We start from the raw sequence: 24,449 nt of genomic DNA on the forward strand, positions 1-24,449 counted from the left end.
TCTACGTGATCTGGAGCCGGCGGCGCCAGGACGATCCGGCGCATGTCTACCGCGCAGCGCCGCAACTTAAGCCGGCGCCAAAGTTTCAGTATCCACTTCCGTTTCGCCCTGCGCATTGTAGCGCGCGCCTGTAACCGTCTGTTCGTTGATCAGCGCGTCCGCAGTGGCGGCGATGTCAGGCGGCAACGCCAAATCGGCGGCGGCGAGGTTCTCGCGCAAATGCTCGACGCTTGTCGTGCCGGCGATCGGCAGGATGCCGTCATCCTTGGCGAGCAGCCAGGCGAGCGCCAGTTGCGCAGGCGTACAGCCCGCCTGTTGCGCCAGGGCCCTGAACGGTATGAGCAGTTTCAAATTGGCGGCGTAGGCGTCGGGCGCGAAACGCGGCATGGCGCGGCGGATGTCGGCGGCGTGCAGCGTCGACACATCGGTGAGCGCGCCGGTGAGAAAGGCGCGCGCCAGCGGACTGAAGGCGACGAAAGACGCTCCGATTTCCCGCGCAGCGGCAAGCACGGCGATCTCGGCGTTGCGGGTCCACAAAGAATATTCCGTCTGCACCGCGCTGATCGGGAATTCTCGATGGGCGCGGAGCAGGATCGGCGCCGAGACTTCCGAAACGCCGATGGAGCGGACGAGGCCCTTGCGCACGAGGTCGCCAAGCGCGCCGACGCTGTCTTCGATCGGCACGTTGCGGTCATAGCGATGAAGATAGTAGAGGTCGATCGCGTCCGTTCCCAGACGGCGCAGGCTTTGCTCACATTGCCGCGCCAGCGTAGAAGGGCGCGCGTCGATGATCTTGCGATAAACACCTTGTGCGTCGGGCCGCCCCTCCATGCCGCATTTGCTGGCGAGCGTGATCTTCGCTTGATACGGTTTGAGCAGGCGCCCGACCAATTCCTCGTTGGCGCCGAAACCGTAGAGCGTCGCCGTATCGAAATGATCGACCCCGGCTTCGATCGCCGCCCCGATCACTCGCGCCGCCTGATCCGCGCTGACCGGCGGCCCATAGGCGTGGCTCAGATTCATGCAACCGAGACCGATGGCGCCAACGGTGAAGGGACCGAGCTTGCGAATCTGCATTCTACCCTCTTCAAGCAATCGGCGCGGGCTGAGCCGTGCTGAATGAATCGCCCGCCGCGAAGAAAAGCGTCATTTCAGCTGCTGCTCGAGGTCGTGAAGCACCTCATAGCAGGGCAGCACCCCGGCGACGCTGGCGTTGGGCTCGCGCCCTTCGCGGATCGCGGCAATGAATTCACGATCCTGCAATTCGATGCCGTTCATGGAGACATCGACCTTGCTCACGTCGATCTTTTCGTCCTTGCCCGTAACGAGGTCGTCATAGCGCGCAATATAGGTGGCGCTGTCGCCGATATAGCGGAAGAAGGCGCCGAGCGGCCCGTCATTGTTGAAGGAGAGCGACAGCGTGCAGATAGCGCCGTTTTCCGCCTTGAGCTGAATCGACATGTCCATGGCGATGCCAAGCTTTGGGTGGATCGGACCTTGAATGGCGTTGGCCTTCACGATCGGGCTGCCAGTCTGGTAGGCGAAGAGATCGACGGTGTGGGCGGCATGGTGCCAGAGCAGATGATCGGTCCAGCTGCGCGGCTCGCCGAGCGCGTTCAAATTGCTGCGACGAAAGAAGAAAGTCTGTACATCCATCTGCTGAATGTTGAACTCGCCGCCAACGATTCTGTGGCGCACGAATTGGTGTGACGGATTGAAGCGGCGCGTATGGCCGCACATGGCGACGAGGCCTGTCTGCATTTGCAGCGCGACCACCTCTTCAGCGTCCTTGAGGCTGTCGGCGAGGGGGATCTCCACCATCACGTGCTTGCCGGCCTTGAGCGCCTGAATCGATTGCGCGGCATGGATCGGCGTCGGCGTGGTGAGAATGACCGCATCGACTTCCTTGAGCGCCAGCGCGTCGGCAAGATCGGCGCCGGCATAGGCGATGCCGAACTTTTGCGCCAGACCTTTGACCTTTTCGGCCTCGGGGCTCACCAGCGCGACCACCTCCGCGTCGGCGATCGCCTGGAGCGCTTCAAGATGCTTGACGCCGAAAGCGCCGGCGCCTGCGAGCGCTATTTTTACCTTGCTCATGTCAGCCTCAAACGTTGTTTTCGAGAATGAGATGGCCGACCGCCGTGTTGGAAGCGGGCACATGGAAGAAACGGTGTTTGAGGGTCGGGGCCGCGCCGCCCGCAACATCCGCCATGGCGCCGCGCGCGATCAGCCACATCACGAGTTCAATCCCCTCGCTGCCGGCTTCGCGCACATATTCAATATGTGGCACTTTGGAGAGGCCCGCGGGATCGGCGATCAGCCGGTCGAGGAAGCGATTGTCCCAGTCCGCGTTGATTAGACCCGCCCGCGCGCCCTGCAACTGGTGGCTCATGCCGCCGGTGCCCCAGATTTGCACGTTGAGATTCTCGTCGAAACTCTCAACGGCGCGGCGGATCGCCTGACCCAGCGCGAAGCAGCGCGCGCCAGAGGGCACAGGGTATTGAACGACATTCACCGCGAAAGGGATTACCTTGCACGGCCAAGCGTCTGGCTCGCCGAAAATCAGGCTCAGCGGCACGGTCAGACCGTGATCGACCTCCATCCTGTTGACTATGGTGAGATCGAAATCGTCCTGGATCACCGATTGCGCAATATGTGCCGCGAGCTCGGGATGACCGATGACTTTGGGCACCGGGCGCGGACCCCAGCCCTCGTCGGCGACGGCAAATTCCGCGCCCGTACCGATGGCGAAGGTGGGAATAAGGTCAAGGTTGAATGCCGTGGCATGGTCGTTATATACGAGGAACACCACATCTGGCGTGTTGGACTCGATCCATTTCTTCGACGGTTCGTAGCCGGCGAACATGGGCGCCCAGTACGGTTCTGCTGTCTTGCCTCCGTCGATGGCGACGCCTATTGCCGGGACGTGCGAGGTGTAAACTGAGGCGGTGATCTTCGCCATTCAGGCGTCTCCCTTTTTCGCCCGCGCGCTGCGGCCGGCTTCGCCCTGCGGCTGGTTGTGCGGCTGAGCGTCGCCATCCTCGCCGAGAAAGCGGTTGCCATCCGGCGAGCGCCCGCCCGAAACCATCATGGTCCGGTATTCCGCTTCGCTCATGCCGGTCATGCTGCCGGCCATCTGCTGAAAACTCTTGCCCTCTGCCCCGCCGATGCGGGCGAGAAAATAGATGTTGCCGCCGAGCGCGATGCAGCGATTGAGGTCGCGCGCCATCACCGCCAGCTTCTGCTCTTCGCTCATCGACCATTCATCGAGATAAGCGTGCTCGTCGGCGAGAAAGCGCGCGCGGTTCTCCGCCTTCATCAGCGAGGTGCAGAACTGGTTGAGCCAGTAGCCCTTGCGTGATTGTTCCGCGTCAAAGATCGTTGTGCCAGGCACGTCCAGATAGGGTTTGTCGAGAGCCATTCTAACCTCCAATTTCTTCCGGCCAGTAGAGCCGCATGGGATTGTCCACCAGCAGCTTTTTCTGCAATTGCGCGGTCGGCGCGATGTCCGGAATGAAATCGACCAGCAGGCCGTCGTCTGGCATGTGATCCCTCAAGTTGGGATGCGGCCAGTCTGTGCCCCACAGCACGCGATCGGGAAATTCATCGACCACGCGGCGGGCGAAGGGAACCACGTCGCGGTAGGCCGCCTGTTCGCCGTCGAGCGCGCGCGGGCCAGTCAACGAGAGGCGCTCGGGGCAGCTCACCTTGCTCCAGACATTTTCATGCTCGCGCATGAACTTCAGGAACAGGCCAAATTCCGGGCCGTCGATCGCCTTCGCCAGATCCGGACGACCCATGTGATCGACCACGACCGTGGTCGGCAGCGCGGTGAAAAACTCCCACAGCTCCGGCAGATCGACCGCCTCGAAATAGATGACGACATGCCATCCGAGTCCGGCGATGCGTCCGGCGATCTCCAGCAATTCGTCCTTGGGTGTAAAATCCACCAGACGCTTGACAAAATTGAAGCGAACGCCGCGCACTCCAGCCGCGTTGAGGCGCTTCAGCTCCTCATCGCTCACCGAGCGACGCACGGTGGCGACGCCGCGCGCCTTGCCTTGCGAAGCCAGGCAGGCGTCCGCCATCGCTTCATTGTCCCCGCCATGGCAGGTCGCCTGAACGATGACATTGCGCGAGAAGCCGAGATGGTCGCGCAGCGCGAACAGTTGCGCCTTGCTGGCGTCGCAGGGCGTATATTTACGCTCCGGCGCATAGGGGAATTTTTTACCCGGCCCGAACACATGGCAATGGGCGTCCACCGCGCCAGGCGGCAGCACGAAGTGCGGTTCGCTTGGCCCCTCATACCAATCGAGCCAGCCCTTTGTCTTTTCAAAGGGTCCGCTGGTCGGCTTGGACAACTTCTCTCCCATCAATCGATCCATTTGAGACCGGCTTTTTCCAGCGGCTCGCGCATCTTGTACATGTCGAGGCCGAGCACGCCGGATCCGAGCTTCTCCCGCTTCTCGCCCTCAAAACTCTCGCGCTTCTGCGCGGCCTCGGCGATGCGCGGCGCCCATGCAGCGGGAACGACGCAGACGCCGTCGGCATCGGCGACGATCGCGTCGCCCGGATTGACGAGAGCGCCGGCGCAGACGACGGGAATGTTGACCGAGCCGAGCGTCGCCTTGATCGTACCCTTGGCGCTGACGCATTTGCTCCAGACCGGAAAGCCCATTTCCTGAAGCACGCGCACATCGCGCACGCCGGCGTCGATGATCAGCGCCCGAGCGCCACGCGCCATGAACGACGTGGCGAGCAGGTCGCCGAAATAACCGTCCGTGCATTCGGCGGTGACCGCGGCGACGACGATGTCTCCGGGCTGGATCTGTTCGGCGACAACATGCATCATCCAGTTGTCGCCAGGCTGCAGCAGCACGGTCACTGCCGTTCCCGACACCGCGCAGCCCGGATAGATCGGCCGCATATAGGGTTGCATCAGTCCGACCCGCCCTTGCGCCTCATGGACTGTTGCGGCGCCGAATTGCGCCATATTGTCAACGGCCGCGCGGTCGGCTCGGATAATGTTGCGCTTGACGATTCCGAGTTCAGTCATGGAGGCACTCTTTCCTGCCGCGTTTTGGGTGAACGCCCTGTCACCGAACGCGCTTTAGTTACTGTTTAACCCGTTTCTCCAGGCGGACCGGATCCACTTCGCTCGAAAACGCTTTAGCGGCCCTGAGCCTTCAGGGCGGCGTCGAGGCGCGGATAGACGCGGCGGGCATTGCCTTCATAGATCTTGAAGCGTTCGTTTTCGTCGAGGTTTAGCGTCGCCTCGATATAGCGCTTGGTGTCGTCGTAATAGTGGCCTGTTTCCGGATCGATCCCGCGCACCGCGCCGATCATTTCCGAAGCGAACAGGATATTGTCCACGGGGATCACTTTCGTCAGCAGGTCGACGCCCGGCTGGTGATAGACGCAGGTATCGAAAAAGACGTTCTTCAGCAAATGTTCGACCAGCAGCGGCTTTTTCAGCTCTTGCACGAGACCGCGATAGCGGCCCCAGTGATAGGGCGCGGCGCCGCCGCCGTGCGGCACCACGAAGCGCAGGGTCGGGAAGTCCTTGAACAGGTCGCCCTGAATCAACTGCATGATCGCGGTGGTGTCGGCGTTGATGTAATGCGCGCCGGTTGTGTGGAAACAGGCGTTGCAGCTGGTCGAGACATGAACCATTGCGGGAATGTCGTATTCGACCATTTTCTCGTAGATCGGGTACCAGTGGCGGTCGGTTAACGGCGGGCTGGTCCAATGGGCGCCGGACGGATCGGGATTGAGATTGATGCCGACGAAACCATACTCCTTGACGCATTTCTCCAGCTCGGGAATGCAGGTCTTGGGATCGACGCCGGGACTTTGCGGCAACATGGCGGCGCCGATGAAATTATCGGGAAAGAGCTGCCCGACGCGGAAGCACAATTCGTTGCAGATCGCCGCCCACGTCGACGACACCTGAAAATCACCGATATGGTGCGCCATGAAGCTGGCCCGGGGTGAAAAAATGGTGAGGTCGCTGCCACGCTCCTTCATCAGGCGCAGCTGGTTCTTTTCAATCGTCTCGCGCAATTCATCGTCGGAAATCTTCAGCTCGGAAGGTTTCGGCGCCTGCGGCGCGTCCTTGATGGCGGCGATCTGCCGGTTGCGCCAGTCTTCGAGCGCCTTGGGCGCCGTGGTGTAATGGCCGTGGCAATCGATGATCATGGACGTCCTTGCTGTTTATTCGTTAGTGAGGGGTTGCCGGGGCAGCGCTTTGAGGGCCCGCGGCGCGATGAAGCCGATCGCGGCCGGGTCAATCCCGTCCAGCGCCGCGATGCAAATGCGCAGAGCCAAGGGAATTCGCTGAAAGTGGGAAAAGCCGCTTTCATCGATCAGATCAATTACGTTGATCGCTTGCCCGCGCCGGTCCGTCATGGCGATCCCCTGCCCTTGCCGACTCTTGCTCAGTCTTGCGGCCACAGGCTGCGCGAGACCATGACCTCGCCTCGCATGATCAGCCGCGCGGTGCGTAGCAGAGCCGCCTTGGTCACCCTGGTCGGATCGTGCGGATCGGTTTCCAGCGAGACCGAGAATTCGCCGGTTGGATGCTCGACTGAAACAGTAGGCGCCCCGCCGTCCAACATGACCGCGACGCCTTCGCAAACCGAACCTGGCAATACGCAGGCGGTTGCGACCGTCACCGCCGCGAGAACGCCGATGGCGTCGTGGCAGACATGAGGGATGAAGCTGCGCGTCGTCAGCGCGCCGCCCGCGCGCGGCGGCGCGATCAAAGTCATTTTCGGGTAGTTCTTCGCGCTGACGTCGCCGAGGCCCATCTGCCTCGAAACGACCAGTCGAAGGGCTTCGATCCGAGTCTTCAGCGCGGCGTCGGCGTTGAGGTCCGCGACGCTCTCATAGCCGGTGCGGCCCAGGGCGTCGGCGCGGAAGATCACCAAGGGCATGCCATTGTCGATACAGGTGACATCGATTGCGAAAGGCTCGAAGCCTTCGCCGGCAACCTCGATGCGGTCGCGCACATGGCCGGTCGGCAGCAGACCGGAACACACCGACCCCGCCGTATCCAGAAAATTAATAGTGATGGGCGCGGACATCCCCGGCGCGCCATCGATGCGCGCTGTCCCTTCATAGTCCACCACGCCGCCAGAGGTCTCGACGGTGATATCGCACTGCATGTCGGTGTTGCGGGTGAGCACGCGGAAAGTGCTGGTCTTGCCCTGCGGCGCAACCATGCCTGTTTCCAGCGCAAAAGGCACGACGGCGGCCAGCATGTTGCCGCAATTTGGGGTCGTATCCACCGTATCCTTCTCGGGCTGCAATTGCGCGAACAGGAAGTCGAGATCGACACCCGGCGTTGCGCTCTTGCTGACGATGCCGACCTTGCTGGTGAGCGGGTGGGCGCCGCCGAGCCCGTCGATCTGGCGCCGATCTGGCGACCCCATGGCGGCGAGCAGAACCGCGTCGCGGGTCGGAATGTCGGAGGGCAGATCGCTCCTGTTGAAGAACGGCCCCTTGGAGGTGCCGCCGCGCATCAGCAGGCAGGGGATGGCGCGCTGTGAAGACATGGCTGGCCCTATTTCTGTTTCGCGCGGAAGGCGTGGCGCTCGGCGATGGCGAGCGCAAGGGAGGGGTCGCGCCCCATATCCGTCAGCATAGCGGCGGCTTCGCGCATTTCGGCAGCGCGGCGCATGCCGTGCCTGGCGACGCGCGCGTCCATTTTCCCGGCAAGATCGGCCCAGTCGGCGCCCTGGAAACTTTTGTTAAGCGAGGCGAATACATCCTCGGCCACGCCCCACTGCGCACAGGCGCTGGCGCTGTCGATGATCAGCGCCTCGATGCCCTTGATCATGATCGAGCGGCAGAGTTTGGTCGCTGAGGCGCGTCCGATCGTCTCCGCCACCGCGCGCAGGTTCATGCCGAGCGCGTTGAGCTTTTCCGAGAGTTCCGCCGCGCGCGGGCCGCCGGTCAGGATCTCGACCTTGATCCCCGCCCCGACCACGGGCGCCATCACCGCGCCTTCGACATAATCGAGGCCTTTTTCGGCAAGCGCCTGCGCAGCGCGGATCTTGGTCGAGGGCGAGGCGGAATTGACGTCGAACAAGATTTGGCCGGGCTTCAGATAAGCGATGGATTCCCGCGCCACCTGTTCCGCGGCGTCGGCGGTGACGGACGAAAAGATGATATCGGCGCCGGCGGCGGCTTCGGCTGCGTTCGCCACGAGCACAACGCCGCTCGCCTGAGCGGCCGCAAAGAGCGGAGCGGCGACCAATGGCGCCCCGCTCCCGCTCCTGAGAGCATCGACCTTGATGTCATAGGCTCGGATGGTCAGGCCATGTTTCTCGCGCAATTGGCGGGAGAACAGCTGGCCAACTTCGCCATAGCCGATAAAGGCAATTTGATCGGGCAAGGACAAGATCGTTTTCCGGGCTGAAGGCCCGCTAACTTGCCGCGTCATCCGAGTGCAGACAAATGATGAGATTTGGCTGATTAGTGAACTAAAATCATCAATTTTGCTTCGGCTTGCGGAATTGCGCCCCAGTGCGAGCATCGTCCTGGCGGCGCCCGAAATCGGCGCGTTTGCGCCGGGACGCCATGCCGAGCGTGCAGGCTATCGAGGGATTGCGGAACGGCAGCGCCGCTATGCCTTGGTCAGGGCGACATGATCGGCGACGAGCCCAACAGCCGCCGCGATGCGCCGAACCCTCTAACGGCGGCTCATTTTCAAAGTCGCTCCAGCCGAACCCTCCTGCGCCAGGGATGATCTTGCGGGCGGAGCATAACGCACTCTCCTTGCAAGTGGTTGTATCTCCGGGCGCCATCGCCCGGCGGACAAGACAGTGATTCCGAACTCCGCCTCACCCCGCTTCTACGAGCTCGACGATCTCCAGAGCGGAATTGTCCCGGACGCTTTCATTAAAGTGACCACCAGTTTCCGCGCAAGAATCCTGCGAGAATAGGAAAGCCTGAGCGCAATCGTGTCAGTTCGCCGACGAATTCGCGCATAGCGACGGTGTCTTATGTCGTTGGGGTGGCGTGATGTTCGGCATGATCTCGACGACGGCGCTCGGCGTGCTGTTCATCCCGCTTCTCTTTGTCGCCGCGCGGCGATTGTTCACTCAAGGCGGCAAGTCCGCGGAGACTCATGCATGAAGCGCTCGGCGCTCCTGTCCATATGCGTTCTTTCGCTCGGGGGCTGCGCCGTCGGTCCAATCGCCACGCCGCTCAACGCGCCGATCCCGGCCAAATGGAGCGAGGCGCCGGACGACAAGGCCAGCCCCGCGCATCTCGGCGACTGGTGGCGGTCTTTCAACGATCCCGTGCTGGATGGGCTCATCAAGGAGGCCATCGCCGGCAACCAGAGCGTGGCCAGCGCGAAGGCCAAGGTGCGTGAGGCGCGCGCCAGCCGCCGCGTCAGCGCCGCCGCGCTTCTTCCGGCATTGAGCGGCACGGCCTCGTCGACGGAGCAGCAACTGTCGGCGTCGCAGACCGGCGCAGCTGAGGGCGGCGCCAGCAATTACAACCAATTCGTCGGCGGACTCGACGCAAGTTGGGAGATCGACATTTTTGGGGGTAACAGGCGCTCGCTTGAGGCGTATGATTTCGCCGCGCATGCGGCGGAGGACGATCTCGACGCAGCGCTCCTGACCCTGGTCGGCGATGTCGCAACCTATTACATCGAGTTGCGCGGCTATCAGGCCCGCATCGCTCTCGCGCGCAGCACAGCGGAATCTCAACGCAAGACGGCGGCTCTCACGCGCATCAAGTTTCAGGTGGGTTCCGCCTCTGCGGTCGACACCTTCAACGCCGAGGCGCTCGCCGCCAATACAGAAGCGACCATTCCGCCCTTTCGCGCCTCCTTTGCCCAGGCCATGCATCGTCTCGGGATTCTCATCGGGCAGGCGCCAGGCGCGCTTGCGGCGCGTCTGGCGGTGGCAAGACCTGTTCCTTCCACACCCAAGAGCCTGCCGCTTGGCCTGCCCGCCGACCTTCTGAGCAACCGCCCGGATGTGCGGGCCGCCGAGAAGCGGGTGGCTCAATATACCGCGCAGATCGGCTACGCCGAAGCGCAGCTCTACCCCAAACTGACTTTGACGGGCTCGCTATACAGCAATGCGTTTCGGATTGAAGATTTCGCCAAAGCTTCGACCATCGCATGGTCCTTGGGCCCGAGCCTGTCCATCCCCTTCTTCCAGGGCGGCCAGCTGACAGCGCAGGTGGATTACGCGAAGGCGACACGCGACGAATATCTCGTTTCGTGGCGCGCGACGGTGCTGACGGCGCTTGAGGACGTCGAGAACGCCATAGTGGCGCTGGCTCAGGAAAAACTGCATGCGAAGAAGCTGGCGGAATCGGCGGCCGGCTACGCCAAAGCCGCTGCGCTGTCGCGGTCGCTCTACACTTTGGGAAGCTCCAGCTTTCTCGAGGTGCTCGACGCCGAGCGATCACTCTATTCGGAACAGGATTCGCTGCTCGTCAGCAGGGTTGCCATCGCGACCGACCATGTGGCGCTGGCCAAGGCGCTGGGCGGCGGCTGGACGCGGCCCGTCGATTCAGCTTCGCCGGAGGTCATCGACGTTAACGAGGGGCCGCGGGTCGCCACCGCTCAGGAAATGATGGGGCCGGAGCCTATAGCCGCAATCCAGCCCTGAAGCATGTCCCGATCGGAAAGCGTCCTACCGCACATTCCCGAAAGTGTGCGCGGCATTCGCTTACGGGGACCTTCGGTTCGGAGAAGAATATGCTCAGTTCACCGACCCTGATCAGGACCTGCCAGCAGTAAGCGGCGCTCTGCGGCGTAGAAAAAGGCGCCGGCTCGGGACGGCGCCAAATCTCATTTCCTTTTATTCTGTGTCGATCATGGCTTCGCCGGAAGCGGTCCCGGAGGCGGTCCTGGAGGCATTCCGCCCGGAGGTGGTCCCGGAGGCATGCCGCCCGGAGGCGGTCCGCCCGGGGGCATGCGGCCTGGCGGGGGCATTCCTCCCGGAGGCATTCCGCCAGGCGGTATCATGGCTGCCTGCGGCTTCCCTCCCGGAGGTCCGCCCGGGGGAGGACCGAAGCTCGGCATTGAATCCCAATGTTCAGCCAATTGCCCGTTTTCGATGCGGAACATGTTCCACACGAGGTTCGACTTCGTCGCATGGGTGACAGGATCGGGCATTTCACGGGAGGTGACCTGGATCACCTTGTCGCCTTCGCCCATGATGGCGATCAGCTTGGCGGGCGGCAGCGGTGGACCCGGCGGAATTTGGCTCATGAGCTTGACGAAGCCATCACGTCCGCTCGGGGCGCCTTCCATGTGCTGGATATAATTCGGTGCAATGAATTTCGCCGCAATGGGTGACGCCTCTTCCCGAATTTTCCCGGAGGCGGTCGCCTGGTCAAGCTCGGCGTAGAAATCCTGAACCAACTTGACGTTGGCGCTTTCTTGCGCTTCGTCACGTGCGAAGCTCGGCGCCGCGACGCCAAGTGTCGCGGCGGCTATTCCGGCCGCCAAGGCTTGTCTGATCATACGTTTGTTCATCTTTGCTCCCTGTTTCGAAACCGCATGGGCGCACGACCCATGTCGTTAAACGAAGGTAGTCGCCAATCTGCTGGCGCGCAGGCGCACAGCGACACCGCTTGAGTTGGCCCCCCTCTGCCCGGCGAGGCGACAACCGAGGGCGAAAAGCACGGCGGGGCGCGCCCCGGGGAAACGCCATGGCCTGCTGGGCCGGCGCCGCCGCTTAAACTGGAAACCCAGAGCCGAGCTTCGCGTTCAGCTTCAACACGCGGGCTCCTCGTCAGATCACTTCGCTGCAGGGCCGTCAGCCGCCCCCCCGGCAGGCGGCGGCGCGCCACCGGTAGGCTGGCTGTCCGCGACTGGTGGAGGCCCGGCTTCGGGCGCCTTGAAAACGCGGCCATCGGGAAAGGTGAGGCTCGCCAGCGAGCCGCCTTCGGCGCCCGTCCGGTTGGGATGATAGCTGAAGCTCACCTCGTCGCCGGTATGAAAGGCTTTCGGCGAAAAGCCCTGCATGGCAAAAATTTGCGGCGCGACGCTGACGAGCAGCAGATCCTTGGACGAGCCGTCGGCTTGTTGAACCGTGATGATGATGGCGCAATGCGGCGCGCCCCAATGGAACTCCTTGATCGCGCCCCTACCGGAAACCTCTTGGGCCATGTCGTAGGCCGCGAAAGAGTGATGCGCGAATGCGGGCAAGGTGGGTCCCGTTATTGCCAGCATGGCGATGGTCACGCCCTGAAATGCCGCCCTCGACTTCCAGCTCCAGATGGTTCTCAATTTCGTTCTCATGAGCTGTGGCCACCCCCCTTTGCCAAGGTTTTCGCCCCGCAGAGTTCGGCCCGTTGTCGTTGTAGGATTTCGCGAGCTTCGATCGGCATCGAAAGTTTTTTCGACGCAGCAAAACAGCTGTCTCATTACGCGCCGGCCGCTGGTTGGAGCGTTTTGAGCTGGAACTCGCTCGCGGATGCTTGTCCGCGCCCCTTCAAACTCGATTGCGCGCGCACGCGCCTTCTCTCGCGCTGCGCGATGACGATGGGAGGAGGAAATGAGTAAGCTAGTTTCTCCGATCCATCCCCGGCATGCTTTCTGGTGGTGGCCGCAAGCGAGCGGCGGCGCGGTTCTATGCGCGAGTTGGCGAACCGATCGTGAGCTCGAAAGCAACGAAGAACCGGCCCAATTGAAATAGAACAGGAGCACGGAATGCCTGCGAAACTGTTGCCTGGCGTGCGTTACAGGATGCCCGTCGTATTCGGCCCGACCCCCGGACCGCGGCAGCATCCCGAGGGCCGGCCCTGGACGCCGGAAGAGGCCGGCCGGATGCATTCAGACTGGATGAAGATCAGTTATCGGACCGATCCGCAGAAACTGGAGCGGCTGCTTCCGCCAGGGTTTTCGCTTCGGGGCGAGCCAATCGTCTCGGTCTCCTGCGCCTGGTTCAAGAACCTGTTCTGGCTGGCGGGGCGCGGTTATGGCATTCTCTCGATCGACTTCCCGGTGACCTACCAAGGCAAGACCGAGCGGCTCGATGGCTCCTTCTGTCCAATCATCTGGGAGGGCAGCCCCGACGCCATCATGACCGGGCGCGAAGAACTTGGTTTCCCCAAAATGTTCGCCAACTTCACGGAGATCGATCGGAACGAAGATGCGGGCTCGGCGCGTTGCTCGGCATCCTGGTTCGACCACACTTTTTTCGACATCGAACTGCGTGAACTTGTGGAATTGAAGGAGTTCGAAAGGGGCCTGCCGGGATCGGACGGCGCGCAGCTTTATTACAAATACTTTCCCCGCACGAGCCCGTGGGGCAAAGACCAACCGGACGTGGCCTATGCCACCACAGCTGCGCCGCCTGCGGCAAAGGGTGGCGAGGCCGCCAACATCAATTTCGACGCCTTCGAATTCCGGAAGTGGGTCGGCCAAGGCGGGCTGAATTGGCGCCGCGCAACGTTCGAGCAGTTGCCTTTGTCGTTCCATATCGTGAACAGCATGGCAGATCTCGATTTTCTTGAATTCGTCGACGCTGAGCTCGTGTCCTTCTCCGGCCCGGCGATTGGAGTCACCCTCAACTCCATGCGTGCGATCGAACCAGCCTGAGCGCCTGCCGCCGCCAGGGTCCAAATCTCGCGACGGCGGCCTGCAATTTATTGTTGCTTCGTCGAAGGCGGCGCCCTGAACTGCGGTTCAATTCACGTGACCAGCGGGCCATTTCATGCGCATCAACTTCCTCGGCATTGAAGCTTTCCTGAGCATCGCAGACCGGGGCAGTTTCAAGGGCGCAGCGACTCATCTGAATCTCTCGCAGACCGCGCTGAGTCACCGGCTGCGCAAGCTCGAAGCAGAGCTCGGCCTTAGATTGTTTGCCCGCACCACGCGCAAAGTGCTGCTCACCCCGGCGGGGGCGGAACTGCTGCCGCGCGCGGGCGCCATGCTCGAGGAATTGGGCGCCGCCTGCGAAAACCTCAAGGCGCAGGGGCGGCAAAAGCGCGAGACCTTGTCGATCGGCTGCCTGCCCACAATCGCCACCTCGCACCTGCCGAAGCTGCTTGACGCCTTTTCGCAGCGCTTGCCCGATGTCGCAGTCCGAGTCTACGACAATTCCGCAGCCGAAATCGCCGATCTGGTCGAACGCGGCGAAGCGGAATTCGGGATCACCGTGCTTTCCGCCGGACGATGGGATCTGGAGATGCAGCCGCTCGCCAAGGAGCGCTATGTTCTGCTCTGTCCGCAAGATCATCCGCTGGCGCGACGAAGCACGGTGGTCTGGAGCGATTTCGAGAACGAGCCCCTGGTGCGTGTCAGCGCGCAGACCGCCAACCGCGCGATCATCGATTCTGCATTGGGCGCGCGTGGCGAAAGACTGAAATGGCGCTACGAGGTTCAACACATCGCCACCGCCGCTGGCCTCGTCGCGGATCATGTCGCGCTGACCATCGCGCCGCAGCTGTCGCTCAACGCCGCCTTTTCCCCCGGCTTGGTTGCGCTGCCGATCCGCAATCCCTCGATCACGCGCACTTTGGGCATCGTGTCCCGGTGCAACGTGCCGATGTCTGACGCCGCCGCAATACTGCTTGCGCTGGTGAAGCGCCGGTTCCGTGAGTCGAGGGAGGATTGACGATTGAAGTCCATGCCAAATGCGGCCGTGTCGTCGGACAGACGTCCTCGGATTTGTCGCTAGACTGGTCACGCCCGGGAAGTCACGGTCGGGTCGTTTGGTTATCAGCCCCGGCAGGTTGAGCGTTAAACGCGCCGATCACGCTTTGGCGTTAAATAGCAATCTGACATGGTTGTGTGTCCCCGCAACCAACCGTTCTTGCGAAAGCGAGGCGCCCCCGGTCTCCGAAAGGACATCGGGGCTTTTCCCTGTTCCCCGCGAACCCGCAGGATCGCTAACGGGAAGGCTTTGCTTCAGAGCTTCTGGCTCCTTGACGCCGATGACGCAGCAGCGCGCGGCGGTTGGGCGGCCACGCAATTCGGCCTTCAGGATCGCCGGCGGATTGCAACCACTGGCGCGACGTCAATTCCGGGATGAGCGCGCGCCCGCCTCGTGAAATTCCTTTCGATCGGCGCCTCGCGCTTATTTCGCTTCAAGCGTCAGGCTCAGGCGAATCCCTATATCGGCGAGCAGCCGATCCTGATGACGGCCGAGATTGAGGCCTGTCAGGCGTGACACTTTACCGAGCCGATAGGCGATGGTCTTTTGATGCATTCCGAGCTTGGCGGCGGTCGCAATCTGCGAGCAGTCGCACTCGAAAAATGTCTGCATCGTCTCCAGGAGGATTTTACGCGACGGCTCGGGCTCCGACGTAAGCTCGCCAAGGATCTCCTCGCTGACGCGCCTGATGTCCGTTTTGCCGCGCAAATTGATCAACAGGCCGAGCACGCCGATGTCGCTATAACAGGCGACCGGTTGGCCGCGGCGGTATTGCGCGACTTCGAGGGCTACGGTTCCTTCACGGAAACAGGCCGGCAGCTTTCGCAGATCGCCGCATGGTCCGCTGATGCCCGCCTTCAGCGAAAGGCCTGGAGTTTCACGCCTGATGTCGCTGATCATGCGGGCCGCCGTGGCGCAAAGCGACTCCGCGTCAGCGGCCTTGCAGATCATGCGCAGCTGATCGCCGCGCAGGCCTACCATATGGGCGCTTTGTCCAAGCTCGGAGAGGCGGGCGCGGTCAAGCACGCGGTCATGGGTGGTTCCATCCGGCAGGCCGGCGCGGCCGTCCCGGCCACATCCAAAACCCTCCAGAGTGGCGACAAGCACGCAGACTTTTCCCCTGAAGGACACGTTCATTTCCCGCGCGCGATCGAGCGCCGCGGCGCTCACCATTTCATCGCCCTCGAGCAGATCCCAGAGCACCGCCTGCACCGTCTCTGCGCGCGCGCGGGCGGCGCTCCGACGTTCGAGCAACAGCATCGCGACCGCGAGCGAAACATGGCTTAGCGCTAATCTCGTCGTCTCGGATGGATCAGCTTCGCCGTGCCAGACAATCCAGCCAAGCAGTTCAGCGCCCGCGAGAACAGGCTGCGCCAGCACATGGTCAGCGCCCGCGCCTTTGATGATCGCCTGATCGGGAATGCGATTAACTTTCTTGATGATGGACCGCGCCACATCAAGGATCGGACCCGCGCTTTCTACGGGATCGGGCTGCGCGGTCTCGACGGCGAGATCGCGATCCAGCACCAGGACAGTGCCCGCCACATGCTCCGCAGTCGTCGCCGCCAGGACGGCAAGAGAGCGGCCGCTCAGCATCAGTTGAACGATTTTTTCCTGAAACTTGGCTGAATTCTCGATCGTGCTGCAACGTTGCGCGAGAGCGGCATTGGCGACCGCCAGCTCCGCGGCGGCGGAGGCGCGCGATTGCAAGAGCTCCGCATTGACGATCGCAAGTGAAGCAAGGCCGGCCAGCGCGAGAAGCAGGTTGGTATCCTGCTCGGTATAGGTTGAAGGCCGCCGCCGCCATACTTCGAGGACGCCAATGACCGCATCGCGCGAGAGAATGGGCGCGGCCGCCGCCGACCGCACCTTTTCAATCCGCGCGAGGGGAATGAAGTCAGGACTGATCGCATCGCTATCGACGTAATTGGCGACGACGCAAGGCTCGCTGGTGGCCAGCACGCGTCCGGCGACGCCCTTTCCGGGCTTCATGCGCAGCTTAGCCATCTCAACTGAAAAATGGCCGACGCAATTTCGCATCACCACCTCGTCGCCGTCGCGCATCAGCGCGCCGCAAATGTCCGAAGCAAGCAGCCGCTTGGTTTCATGACTGACGAGAAGCAGGATCTCCTCAATGTCGGAACTCTGGAGGATACGCACAGCAACGTTCTGAAGCGCCTGCATCTCCGTCGCGTTGCGGCTCGAACTGTCCTGGCGCTCGCCTGTCGCGATCGCAAGATCGATGCAATTTGCTGCGACGCCCAGCGCTTTCAGGCGGACTTCGCCGATAGCAGCGTGGTCAATCAGCGCCACGATGCTTCCGGGGCGGATAGGCGCCACAATGCGATTATCCGCGAGAAAAGGAGAGCCCGCAGAAATCTCCGGCTCGGGCGCGGGGTCGATGCGCGACGGGGCGTCCGGCATGTTGAGCTGACGCCACGGGCGCCAGCTTCCGGCGGCGTTGACGAGGATCCGCACGGCGCGCGCATCGGCAAACTCCAAAAGCGATCGTTCGGCCTCCGCAAACACCGAATGCGAACCGCCTTCAACCGCCGCCACGACGCGCCGCGTCAGCGCATCCAGAGCAAGAAACGGGTCGTCGCCGACTTCGGGCGTCGAACGACGCGCGGGCGCGCAGAGATCCAGTTTGGATGCAACCACGTCGTCTCCTCATGAATGCCGCGGTCCCTGAACCGGGCGCAGGCGGCGCCGGGCTTCTTTTCGAGCCCTATCTGGCGCAGGATCATAAATTAAATACAGCCTCCTGTCCTAGCACAAGGCAAACAACCTCGCGGTTGCCGGGAGAAACGCCAAAAGTGCGGAAGCCTTCCCCATAGAGAGCACGAAGCAGGCCGAGATCGCAGCCGGCGCCGCAATCAACGCCGACGCGTTCGGCAGCGCCCGACGCATTCGCCAGTTTGTTCAGGAGAGAGGCGAGAAACGGCTTCAGGGAGCCACGCGGATGCGCGCTCATGAGGCCTTGCTGGACATAGTCATCAAGCGCGGTCGCGACCAGATAATGCTCGGGCGTCAATCCATGCGCGGACAAAAGGATCTCGTCCATGTCGAGCCACAAGGTCGCGCCTTCTGCGAGCATTGCAGGCGCTGCGTCGAGGCACGCCACATTCTGAACGGTGACGCCGGCGGCGAGATTTGGAAACGCTTCGGCTTCATCGTGGAAACGACGCCATTCGCCGACGTCTGTGACGCCGCCAAGGAAGACTGTGACAGGCGCGTCCCGATCCAAGGACGCCTGCGAAAGCCCATGAAGCAAGGGCCGGTAAAATGCCGGGCTGCCAAGCGGCAGAAACAGGCGCGGGTCGAGATCGGACCAATCGGGAATGAGTGAGCGGGCGCGTTCGGACGCCAGCCTCGGAAGGCGAATATGGTTTATCTGCGCCTCGGCGCATTCGAGAATCCTTGTGGCGAGCGTTCGCGCGATCTCCGCCAGGCCGCTTTCCGTCGTCGCGGCGTTTGCGCGTCCAATCCGGCTGACGCAATCGATAAGAGCTGCGATCGAGCCGGTCGCGAGGGCGAAATCGGTCATTCCGATCATTGCGCGCGCGGCCCCGGCCCCCTCGATCTGCGCGGCCTCGCCGCCGTTATGAGTCACGGTAAAGATCGTCGCTCGCGACAGCGCGTCGGCTTTTTCGAGCAACCGAGATAAGCGTCGAGCGCCTTGAACCGGCGCGATGAGATCAATCGCGCCTTCGTAAACAAGACCGCTTGCGCCATCGATGGCGATCCAGTCGCCCTCGCAATAGCGTTTGCCGCCTGCGACGAAAACCTTCTCGTTCGGATTGATCTCGATCGTCTCGCATCCAACGATGCAAGGCTTGTCGAGCGCCCGGGAGACGACGGCGGCATGGCTCAGCGCGCCTCCCCGCGCCGTCAATATGCCGCCGGCCGCGATCATGCCGCGAATGTCGAGCGGGCTCGTCGTCGGCCGCACGAGGATGACGGCCTCGCCCGCCGCCACGCGCTCGGCCGCGCGGTCCGAATCGAAAATCGCGACGCCGCTCGCCTGCCCGGGCGAAGAGCCGATGCCTTTTGCGATGCTTCGCGCGCCGGCGAGTTTGGCGGGATCGAACACAGGACGCAGCAGCCGTTTCACTTGCTCGGCGGAGACCCGCTTGAGGCCGGCCGCCGGGTCGACCAGGCCCTCTTCGACAAGATCCGCGGCGATGCGGACGGCAGCCTCGGCCGTGCGCTTGGCGGGGCGCACCTGAAGCAGATAGAGCCTGCCCGATTCGACGGTGAATTCGATGTCGACGGCATCGCCGTAGAGGCGCTCCAGCGTGCGCGCATGCTCGTCGAGCTTTGCGCGCAGATCGGCGTAGGCCCCCTCGCAGCGGGAGAGGTCGATCGGCGTCTTCGCCCCGGAGACGATATCCTCGCCCTGACGGCCAGCGAGATATTCCCCATAGAGTGCCGGATCGCCGTCATTCGGATTGCGTGAGAAGGCGACGCCGGAGCCGGAATTATCGTCGGCGTTGCCAAAGACCATGGCCTGCACCGTGACCGCCGTTCCGAGTTCCTCGGCTATGCCGTGATGGAGGCGATAGGCTTTTGCCCGCGGGCTGTCCCAGGATGCGAAGACCGCCGAGATGGTTTGATCGAGCTGGGCGCGCGGATCCGTCGATGCGTCCTCCCCCTGTGCGGCGACGTAGGCGACGATCGCCGCTTCCAGCGCCTCGAGATCAATTCGTCCGGCGATTGCGGCCGCGCGCTGTGGCGCAATTTCCTCGGCGAGAACCTCACCGTCGAGGCCGAGCACGATCTCGGCGTACATCTTCCAGAATCGTAGCCAGCTATCGATGACGAATTCGCGCGCGCCGGCGCCAGCGATCATTTTGGCGGCCAGCTTCGCGTCGAGGCCCAAATTCAGAACGGTGTCCATCATTCCCGGCATGCTGACCTGCGCGCCCGAGCGGACCGACACGAGGAGAGGCAGCTCGCCATCCCCGGCGACGCCGAACCTCCGCCCCGCCTGCGCGCCGAGCGCCGCCATAGCCTCGTCGACCTGGCGGCGCAGAGCGCCCGGAAGACGCCGGCCGTTCGCGTGGAAGGCATGGAAGGCGTCAGTGCCGATGGCGAAAGCCGGCGGCGCGGGGATGCCCGCCGCGACCATCCGGGCTAGCCCGGTCGCCTTGCCGCCAAATCTCCTGCCATCGCTCGGATCGAGCTCGCGGATGTCCCAGACGAAGCAGGCCGCCGTCGTTTCAAGCACCTCAGACATCGCGCGGGCGTCCTATCAGAGCAAGAATATCCTCGTGAAATTCGAACCAGATGTTGTGCATGGAATCCACCGTCGGCTTGCAGACGAAATCGTCGTCGCCGCGGTCGGCGCGCGCCATCGCCCGTTCGAAGCGCTTGGCGTATTTTTCATAACGGGACACGTCGGTGGCGAGCTGGCGCAAGGTCCGGATCATCCGCTCGACGAGTTTCGTCATCTTTTCGCGGGCGCGATCGTCTCCGGCAGACGTCTGCCAGTCGGAAACCGCCTTGATGAACTGCTGGTTGAGGCTTGTTTCGAATTTGTCGTACCAGGCGATGACGCCGGCCTGCGCGCGCAATGGCGCATAGACCTCGCGGTAGAAGGCGAGCACTTTTGCGGTCCCTTTTTCGTCAAGGACGAAAGAGCCGCCAAGATCGATCACAGCCTCCTCGCCCTGCTGCCGCTTCAGGATGCCCTCAACCTCGGGCTCTGCGAGTTCGGCGACCTCGACGACATGCTGTGGCGTCGCCATCTTGTGCAGATAGATGGCGTTCAAGACGTCAAATGTGTCGTCGTCGATCAAGGGCGCGACCGGCGGCGATTCCATCGATGCGCGATTGCCGGAAACCATCATGACTCAACTCCAGAAATATTTCGAGCGGCGCAGATCCGTTCCATCCGGGAACGGAAGATAGCCCTCCCCCGAAAATATCTTCTGCGGCACGACCGCCTGCGCGAAGCCCCGCTTGGTGATGTCGTAATAATAGTTGGCGACGCGTTGATCGATCTCCCAGAAATCATAATCGACGCAGGCCTTCTCATAGGTGCCGGCAAGGCGCAGATGCGGCAGGATCATGTCGATGTAATAGGTGTACATGCCGTTGGTGATAAGCTGGCGCCGGGACATGCGGGCGAGCTTGCTATAGAGCCCCATTGTCGCCTGCTGGATGCCTTCGACCCGCTTCTCAAGCTTGTCAATCGCGATCGGATAGATTTCCGACATCGGCGTGTTCCACTTTTCGCGCACGAAAATCGCGCCGCCGACGATGTGCTCGATGTAGTTCTTTGGCCTTGTGAATGTGGTCGAGATATCGTTGACTCTGATCTCCTCGAGGCTCATCGCCTCCGCATCGATCACCAGCAACAGGCTGTAGCAATGAGGAACGCCGGCGTTGTCGCAGGCGTCGCTCCAGTGATAAACCTCCTCATTCGTGAAAAGATCGCGGATGATGAGAATCTTGCCGTCCGGGAGCTCATAGGGGCCCGTGTCGCCGAGGCCGAGGCGGTTGTCGAAATGGTCCAGGAACGCGAGCAATTCAGCCGATGCGTTGAACCTCGTGAACTTCTGGTGCTTGTCGCTGCCCGGCTCGAAATATTCGATATGGGAGGCCAGCGTCTCGATGACGTCCTTGTCGTGGATCGCGCAGCGATAGCGATCCTGAGAATTCAGGATATAGCCATCCTGCCGCTTGCCCCACAGGACGCGTTGCATGAATTTCAGGATTTCGTTGCTTTCCTCGACATAGTCGTTCGGCTTGATCGCCTCAAGAGCAAGCAATCCGCAGCGGCCCATGCCGAAGCCGACGGCGCCGATGCACCAGTCATGCACGGCGTTGACCTTGATGCCGATCTCGCGCCGCGCCGTCGCGCCGATATTGATCACGCCTTCCGCGCCGATCTCGTCGGTGGTCATGCGCAAAATCTCGGGCCAACGGTAGAATTCGTTCATGAACGCGAGGATTTCATATTCCTGGCGGGGGATCATGCCGGAAACGCCCTCCGTTGCGCGCATAACGAGGACGTCCCAGATATTCCAGGCGAGATAATTGTTGAGGTCGTTCAGCTCATTGAGCGTGAACTGACCTTTAAGGACGTCCTCGCGGCTGACTTTTTCAAGCACCTTCGACTTGGCGCGGGAGCGCATGATACGATCGCCGACGATGCCGTCGCGCACAGGTTCCTGGCCCTTGAAATTGCCGACATAGGCGAGATCCTGAAACCGGAGCCCGTCATCGCCTTCGGAATAACGCTTTTTATAGCTGCTCATTGTTTTTCCTCGCCCTGTGCTGTTGCTTTTGCTTGTTATATTGTTGCTTCAATCAAGCTCGACGATCTTGCCATGATCGACGTCGCTGCAATCAAGTCGCACGCGCTTGCCTTGGAGACGGCTGATCATCGCGCCAAAATGCTCCTCATTATCGCCGCCGGTGACATAGCGTGTGTCGCTGTCGACGAGATGAGCCGTCATGACGCAGGGCATTTGAAATTCGCGCGACAGAATTCCAAGGTGCGATTCCGGCGCGCCCGACAGCGTGATGACGCCAATCGCGCCCATGGTCAGCGCAGGCGAAAGAAAAGTCGTCGTGCCCCCCTGAACGAGCAATATGTGCTCCTTCAGCTTTCCGCTCTGGATCAGTTTGATCACGGATTGCGGATTTGGCAGATAGACAACCTCCCCTTCGGACGATTTTTTTGTTTCGAAGCTGTTGTATCCTTGCGCTATGACTTTCATTGTTTCCTCTCCTTTTTGTTGGTGTCGCTGGACCGCATTTGCTTGCGGCTCTATTCAGCGCGAAGTCCTTTCAGGCGCCTGACGGCGGATTTTTCAAGGACCGGTTCAAGGTCCGTCTGCGGCGGCGGCTCTACGTCGCCGGCGCGTTCCTCGACCGTGTCCGACTGCGGCGGCGGCAGCGCCCAGGAGATGATCTCCTGCGGCCAGACCGCGACTTTCTCCGCTCCCGCTTCCATAAGCTCGCTTGCCTTGTGCATTCCCCATGAGACGCCAAGCGTTCGAACGCCGCATTCGCGCGCATGCCTAACGTCGCACACCGTGTCTGTCACAACTGCGACCTCATCGGGTTCGAAGGGTTTCGGCGTACGCTCCTGATAGGCGGGTGAGCCGATGCGCAGCGTGGCGTATGACGGGTCGGCGAGGAATTGGCGGATGCTTTTGCGTTTGTCAGGCTCGATATCGCCTGCGAAGACATGGGCTATGCATTGGGCGATACGGGCGTCGTCGGCGATCCGCCGGATCGCCTCGAGTGCGTTGCTTGAAACGATGCCGAGAACGCAACGCGCCGCGAGAGTCCTGACGACATCCGCGATGCCCGGCACCAGCGGCGGATTATATTCCTTGCGCAGAAGCTCGAGGAAATGATCGATCGCCGCGACGCCGCGTTCCTGGTCGCCGCAGGCCTGCGGGACGGCCACGAACAGATTGTCCCGAAAGAGCTTGAAGAATTGCTCGCGGTCATCGATGCCGAGCGCGAATTTCTTGTTGGTCCGTTCGAACAGCGCCCAGGACGCGTCCCGGGTCTGCACGAGCGTTCCATCGAGATCGAACAGAATCGCACGGATTTGTCTCGCCATCGACTTCAAGCCGCCGCGGCGATGCGCGTCGCCGGGATCGAGTTCAACCGGGTCAGTTGCGGTAGTTCGAAGAAGTCCTGAATCTCGCCATATCCGACAAGACCATTCGTCTCCCACCGTCCGAGCACGTTAAATGAAACCATATTGGCCCAGCATTGCCACGGAAAGCTCGTCAGCCCCTTGGCGGAAAGCCTCCACTCCCGATCGGCGCGATCGACGAGCAAAAGCTCGACGCTCTCGGCGTAACGGTCGCGCCGGCGCACCGCCTGGCCGGAGCCCGCCTTGAGACCGAAGATTTCGCCGCGCTCCACCACATAACCGTGTGTCAAGGAGAGCCTCAGCCCGTTCTGCTCAGGATCAAAACTGAAGATGGCGTGAACCGCGAGATCTTTCGAGAAATGCGCATGCAGCCAGCTCATGTTGGGGGCGCCGCGCTCCGGCCGCGGACCCCAGCTGTGGTCCATGGTGGAAATGCAGTCGATCGGAATCGTCCGGCCGCGCAGGGTCACGCTGCCCTGGTAGTGACCCGTCTGGTCAAAATGGCCATTGTAGGCGGTTCCCCAGGCGAAGTCGCCGTCATGGCGGCCAACCATCGGATCCATGTCCGGATCGTGAATATCGAATGCAGGCATGATGGATCGGTAGACGACGTCGATCAAAGTGCCTTCGCCGTCGTCGAATTTGATCTCCCAGACCATGTTCGGCTCAACGCAGCGGATGTGCAGCCCATTGGCGAGGCGGTAGTCGAGCAGACTGCAGTCAGGCGCCATAGGAATGACGGACTGATAGTCGACGTAATCGGCCTCCCACGGCGTGATCGCAAAGCCGGAATTCATGCAGATGGTTGAGTTGACGGTGCGCAGATTGGTGCGAAACAAAGCGTATACGCCAATATTCAATCTCTCCTCGGCATTGTAAAAGCCAAAGAAATTGGTTTCCGCCCAATTCAGTTTGTCGGGATCAGCTGGATGGAATTCGGCGTCCGCGGCCCCAATCATGCATTTCTCCCCTGTTTCCAAAATCTTGCTTTTTGAGATCGTGACGGTGAAACTAGCGGCGATCCATGGTCCCGCGCCATATCTTTAGCAGATAATAACGGCGCTCAACTTTATCCGACGAGGAGGCCGATCGTTCGTTTATTCCGCCGCCGTCAGAATGCGCCGCTGCTTCAGGTGGAGGCGTCGACCATCCCTCCCGCCAGATGGAGCGCCCGCGTCAGGATG

The 24,449-nt window shown here is 62.0% G+C and carries 22 protein-coding genes; 3 read left to right on the forward strand and 19 right to left on the reverse strand.

The features are described from left to right. Window positions 1-66: 66 nt before the first annotated feature. From CR492_RS18050 to CR492_RS18095, 10 genes are all read right to left on the reverse strand, one after another. Window positions 67-1,077 (reverse strand): aldo/keto reductase, encoded by a 1,011-nt coding sequence (locus CR492_RS18050; RefSeq protein WP_102845126.1) that lies wholly within the window; start codon window positions 1,075-1,077, stop codon window positions 67-69. Window positions 1,078-1,146: 69 nt separating this feature from the next. Continuing rightward, on the reverse strand, window positions 1,147-2,097 hold the full coding sequence (locus CR492_RS18055; protein ID WP_102845127.1) for a Gfo/Idh/MocA family oxidoreductase: 951 nt from the start codon (window positions 2,095-2,097) through the stop codon (window positions 1,147-1,149). Window positions 2,098-2,104: 7 nt separating this feature from the next. Further along, window positions 2,105-2,962 carry a class III extradiol dioxygenase subunit beta gene (locus CR492_RS18060; RefSeq protein WP_102845128.1) on the reverse strand — a complete coding sequence of 286 codons (858 nt, stop codon included), beginning with the start codon at window positions 2,960-2,962 and terminating at the stop codon, window positions 2,105-2,107. Then, window positions 2,963-3,421, reverse strand: coding sequence for a protocatechuate 4,5-dioxygenase subunit alpha (gene ligA, locus CR492_RS18065; RefSeq protein ID WP_102845129.1), 459 nt, complete (start codon window positions 3,419-3,421; stop codon window positions 2,963-2,965). Between the two features lies 1 nt (window position 3,422). Next, window positions 3,423-4,373: an amidohydrolase family protein gene (locus CR492_RS18070; protein ID WP_102845130.1), complete on the reverse strand. Its 951-nt coding sequence runs from the start codon at window positions 4,371-4,373 to the stop codon at window positions 3,423-3,425. Further along, on the reverse strand, window positions 4,373-5,056 hold the full coding sequence (gene ligK, locus CR492_RS18075) for a 4-carboxy-4-hydroxy-2-oxoadipate aldolase/oxaloacetate decarboxylase (RefSeq protein WP_102845131.1): 684 nt from the start codon (window positions 5,054-5,056) through the stop codon (window positions 4,373-4,375). Before ligK ends, CR492_RS18070 begins: the two co-directional genes overlap by 1 nt. A 113-nt stretch (window positions 5,057-5,169) precedes the next feature. Beyond that, the gene (locus CR492_RS18080) at window positions 5,170-6,198 is read right to left on the reverse strand and encodes an amidohydrolase family protein (protein ID WP_102845132.1); all 1,029 of its coding nucleotides are present in this window, start codon (window positions 6,196-6,198) and stop codon (window positions 5,170-5,172) included. 15 nt (window positions 6,199-6,213) lie between these two features. Beyond that, complete coding sequence (locus CR492_RS18085) at window positions 6,214-6,408, reverse strand: hypothetical protein (RefSeq protein WP_102845133.1); 195 nt, start codon at window positions 6,406-6,408, stop codon at window positions 6,214-6,216. A 29-nt stretch (window positions 6,409-6,437) separates the two neighbouring features. Beyond that, entirely contained in the window at window positions 6,438-7,556 is a 1,119-nt protein-coding gene (locus CR492_RS18090; RefSeq protein ID WP_102845134.1) for a 4-oxalomesaconate tautomerase, read from the reverse strand. An 8-nt stretch (window positions 7,557-7,564) separates the two neighbouring features. Further along, entirely contained in the window at window positions 7,565-8,398 is an 834-nt protein-coding gene (locus CR492_RS18095) for a DUF1932 domain-containing protein (RefSeq protein WP_180982607.1), read from the reverse strand. Between the two features lie 739 nt (window positions 8,399-9,137). Between CR492_RS18095 and CR492_RS18100 the strand changes: the two genes are divergently transcribed. Beyond that, window positions 9,138-10,640 carry an efflux transporter outer membrane subunit gene (locus CR492_RS18100; RefSeq protein WP_102845136.1) on the forward strand — a complete coding sequence of 501 codons (1,503 nt, stop codon included), beginning with the start codon at window positions 9,138-9,140 and terminating at the stop codon, window positions 10,638-10,640. A 206-nt stretch (window positions 10,641-10,846) separates the two neighbouring features. Here the strand turns inward: CR492_RS18100 and CR492_RS20880 are convergent, their stop codons facing one another. Both CR492_RS20880 and CR492_RS18110 read right to left on the reverse strand, forming a co-directional pair. Beyond that, entirely contained in the window at window positions 10,847-11,512 is a 666-nt protein-coding gene (locus CR492_RS20880) for a nuclear transport factor 2 family protein (RefSeq protein WP_180982608.1), read from the reverse strand. Between the two features lie 264 nt (window positions 11,513-11,776). Then, on the reverse strand, window positions 11,777-12,280 hold the full coding sequence (locus tag CR492_RS18110; RefSeq protein WP_180982609.1) for a DUF6152 family protein: 504 nt from the start codon (window positions 12,278-12,280) through the stop codon (window positions 11,777-11,779). Between the two features lie 411 nt (window positions 12,281-12,691). Between CR492_RS18110 and CR492_RS18115 the strand changes: the two genes are divergently transcribed. Both CR492_RS18115 and CR492_RS18120 read left to right on the forward strand, forming a co-directional pair. Next, window positions 12,692-13,582 (forward strand): acetoacetate decarboxylase family protein, encoded by an 891-nt coding sequence (locus CR492_RS18115; RefSeq protein WP_102845138.1) that lies wholly within the window; start codon window positions 12,692-12,694, stop codon window positions 13,580-13,582. A gap of 115 nt (window positions 13,583-13,697) precedes the next feature. Beyond that, window positions 13,698-14,600 carry a LysR family transcriptional regulator gene (locus CR492_RS18120; protein ID WP_102845139.1) on the forward strand — a complete coding sequence of 301 codons (903 nt, stop codon included), beginning with the start codon at window positions 13,698-13,700 and terminating at the stop codon, window positions 14,598-14,600. 462 nt (window positions 14,601-15,062) lie between these two features. Here the strand turns inward: CR492_RS18120 and CR492_RS18125 are convergent, their stop codons facing one another. The 7 genes from CR492_RS18125 to CR492_RS18155 form a co-directional block, all read right to left on the reverse strand. Then, window positions 15,063-17,300, reverse strand: a complete 2,238-nt coding sequence (locus tag CR492_RS18125; protein WP_102845140.1) for a helix-turn-helix domain-containing protein — start codon at window positions 17,298-17,300, stop codon at window positions 15,063-15,065. Between the two features lie 82 nt (window positions 17,301-17,382). Then, entirely contained in the window at window positions 17,383-19,878 is a 2,496-nt protein-coding gene (locus CR492_RS18130) for a pyruvate, phosphate dikinase (RefSeq protein ID WP_102845141.1), read from the reverse strand. Beyond that, window positions 19,871-20,491 carry a hypothetical protein gene (locus tag CR492_RS18135; RefSeq protein WP_102845142.1) on the reverse strand — a complete coding sequence of 207 codons (621 nt, stop codon included), beginning with the start codon at window positions 20,489-20,491 and terminating at the stop codon, window positions 19,871-19,873. The genes CR492_RS18130 and CR492_RS18135 overlap by 8 nt, the downstream gene beginning before the upstream one ends. A 3-nt stretch (window positions 20,492-20,494) precedes the next feature. Further along, window positions 20,495-21,904 (reverse strand): hypothetical protein, encoded by a 1,410-nt coding sequence (locus CR492_RS18140; RefSeq protein ID WP_102845143.1) that lies wholly within the window; start codon window positions 21,902-21,904, stop codon window positions 20,495-20,497. Window positions 21,905-21,952: 48 nt separating this feature from the next. Then, window positions 21,953-22,369, reverse strand: coding sequence for a PEP-utilizing enzyme (locus CR492_RS18145; RefSeq protein WP_102845144.1), 417 nt, complete (start codon window positions 22,367-22,369; stop codon window positions 21,953-21,955). A gap of 50 nt (window positions 22,370-22,419) precedes the next feature. After that, window positions 22,420-23,226 (reverse strand): HAD family hydrolase, encoded by an 807-nt coding sequence (locus CR492_RS18150; RefSeq protein WP_102845145.1) that lies wholly within the window; start codon window positions 23,224-23,226, stop codon window positions 22,420-22,422. A gap of 5 nt (window positions 23,227-23,231) precedes the next feature. Beyond that, window positions 23,232-24,224 (reverse strand): DUF7064 domain-containing protein, encoded by a 993-nt coding sequence (locus CR492_RS18155; protein WP_102845146.1) that lies wholly within the window; start codon window positions 24,222-24,224, stop codon window positions 23,232-23,234. Window positions 24,225-24,449 lie beyond the last annotated feature (225 nt).

Origin of the sequence: Methylocella silvestris (assembly GCF_002891535.1) — a bacterium.
Taxonomy (GTDB): Bacteria; Pseudomonadota; Alphaproteobacteria; order Rhizobiales; family Beijerinckiaceae; genus Methylocapsa; species Methylocapsa silvestris_A.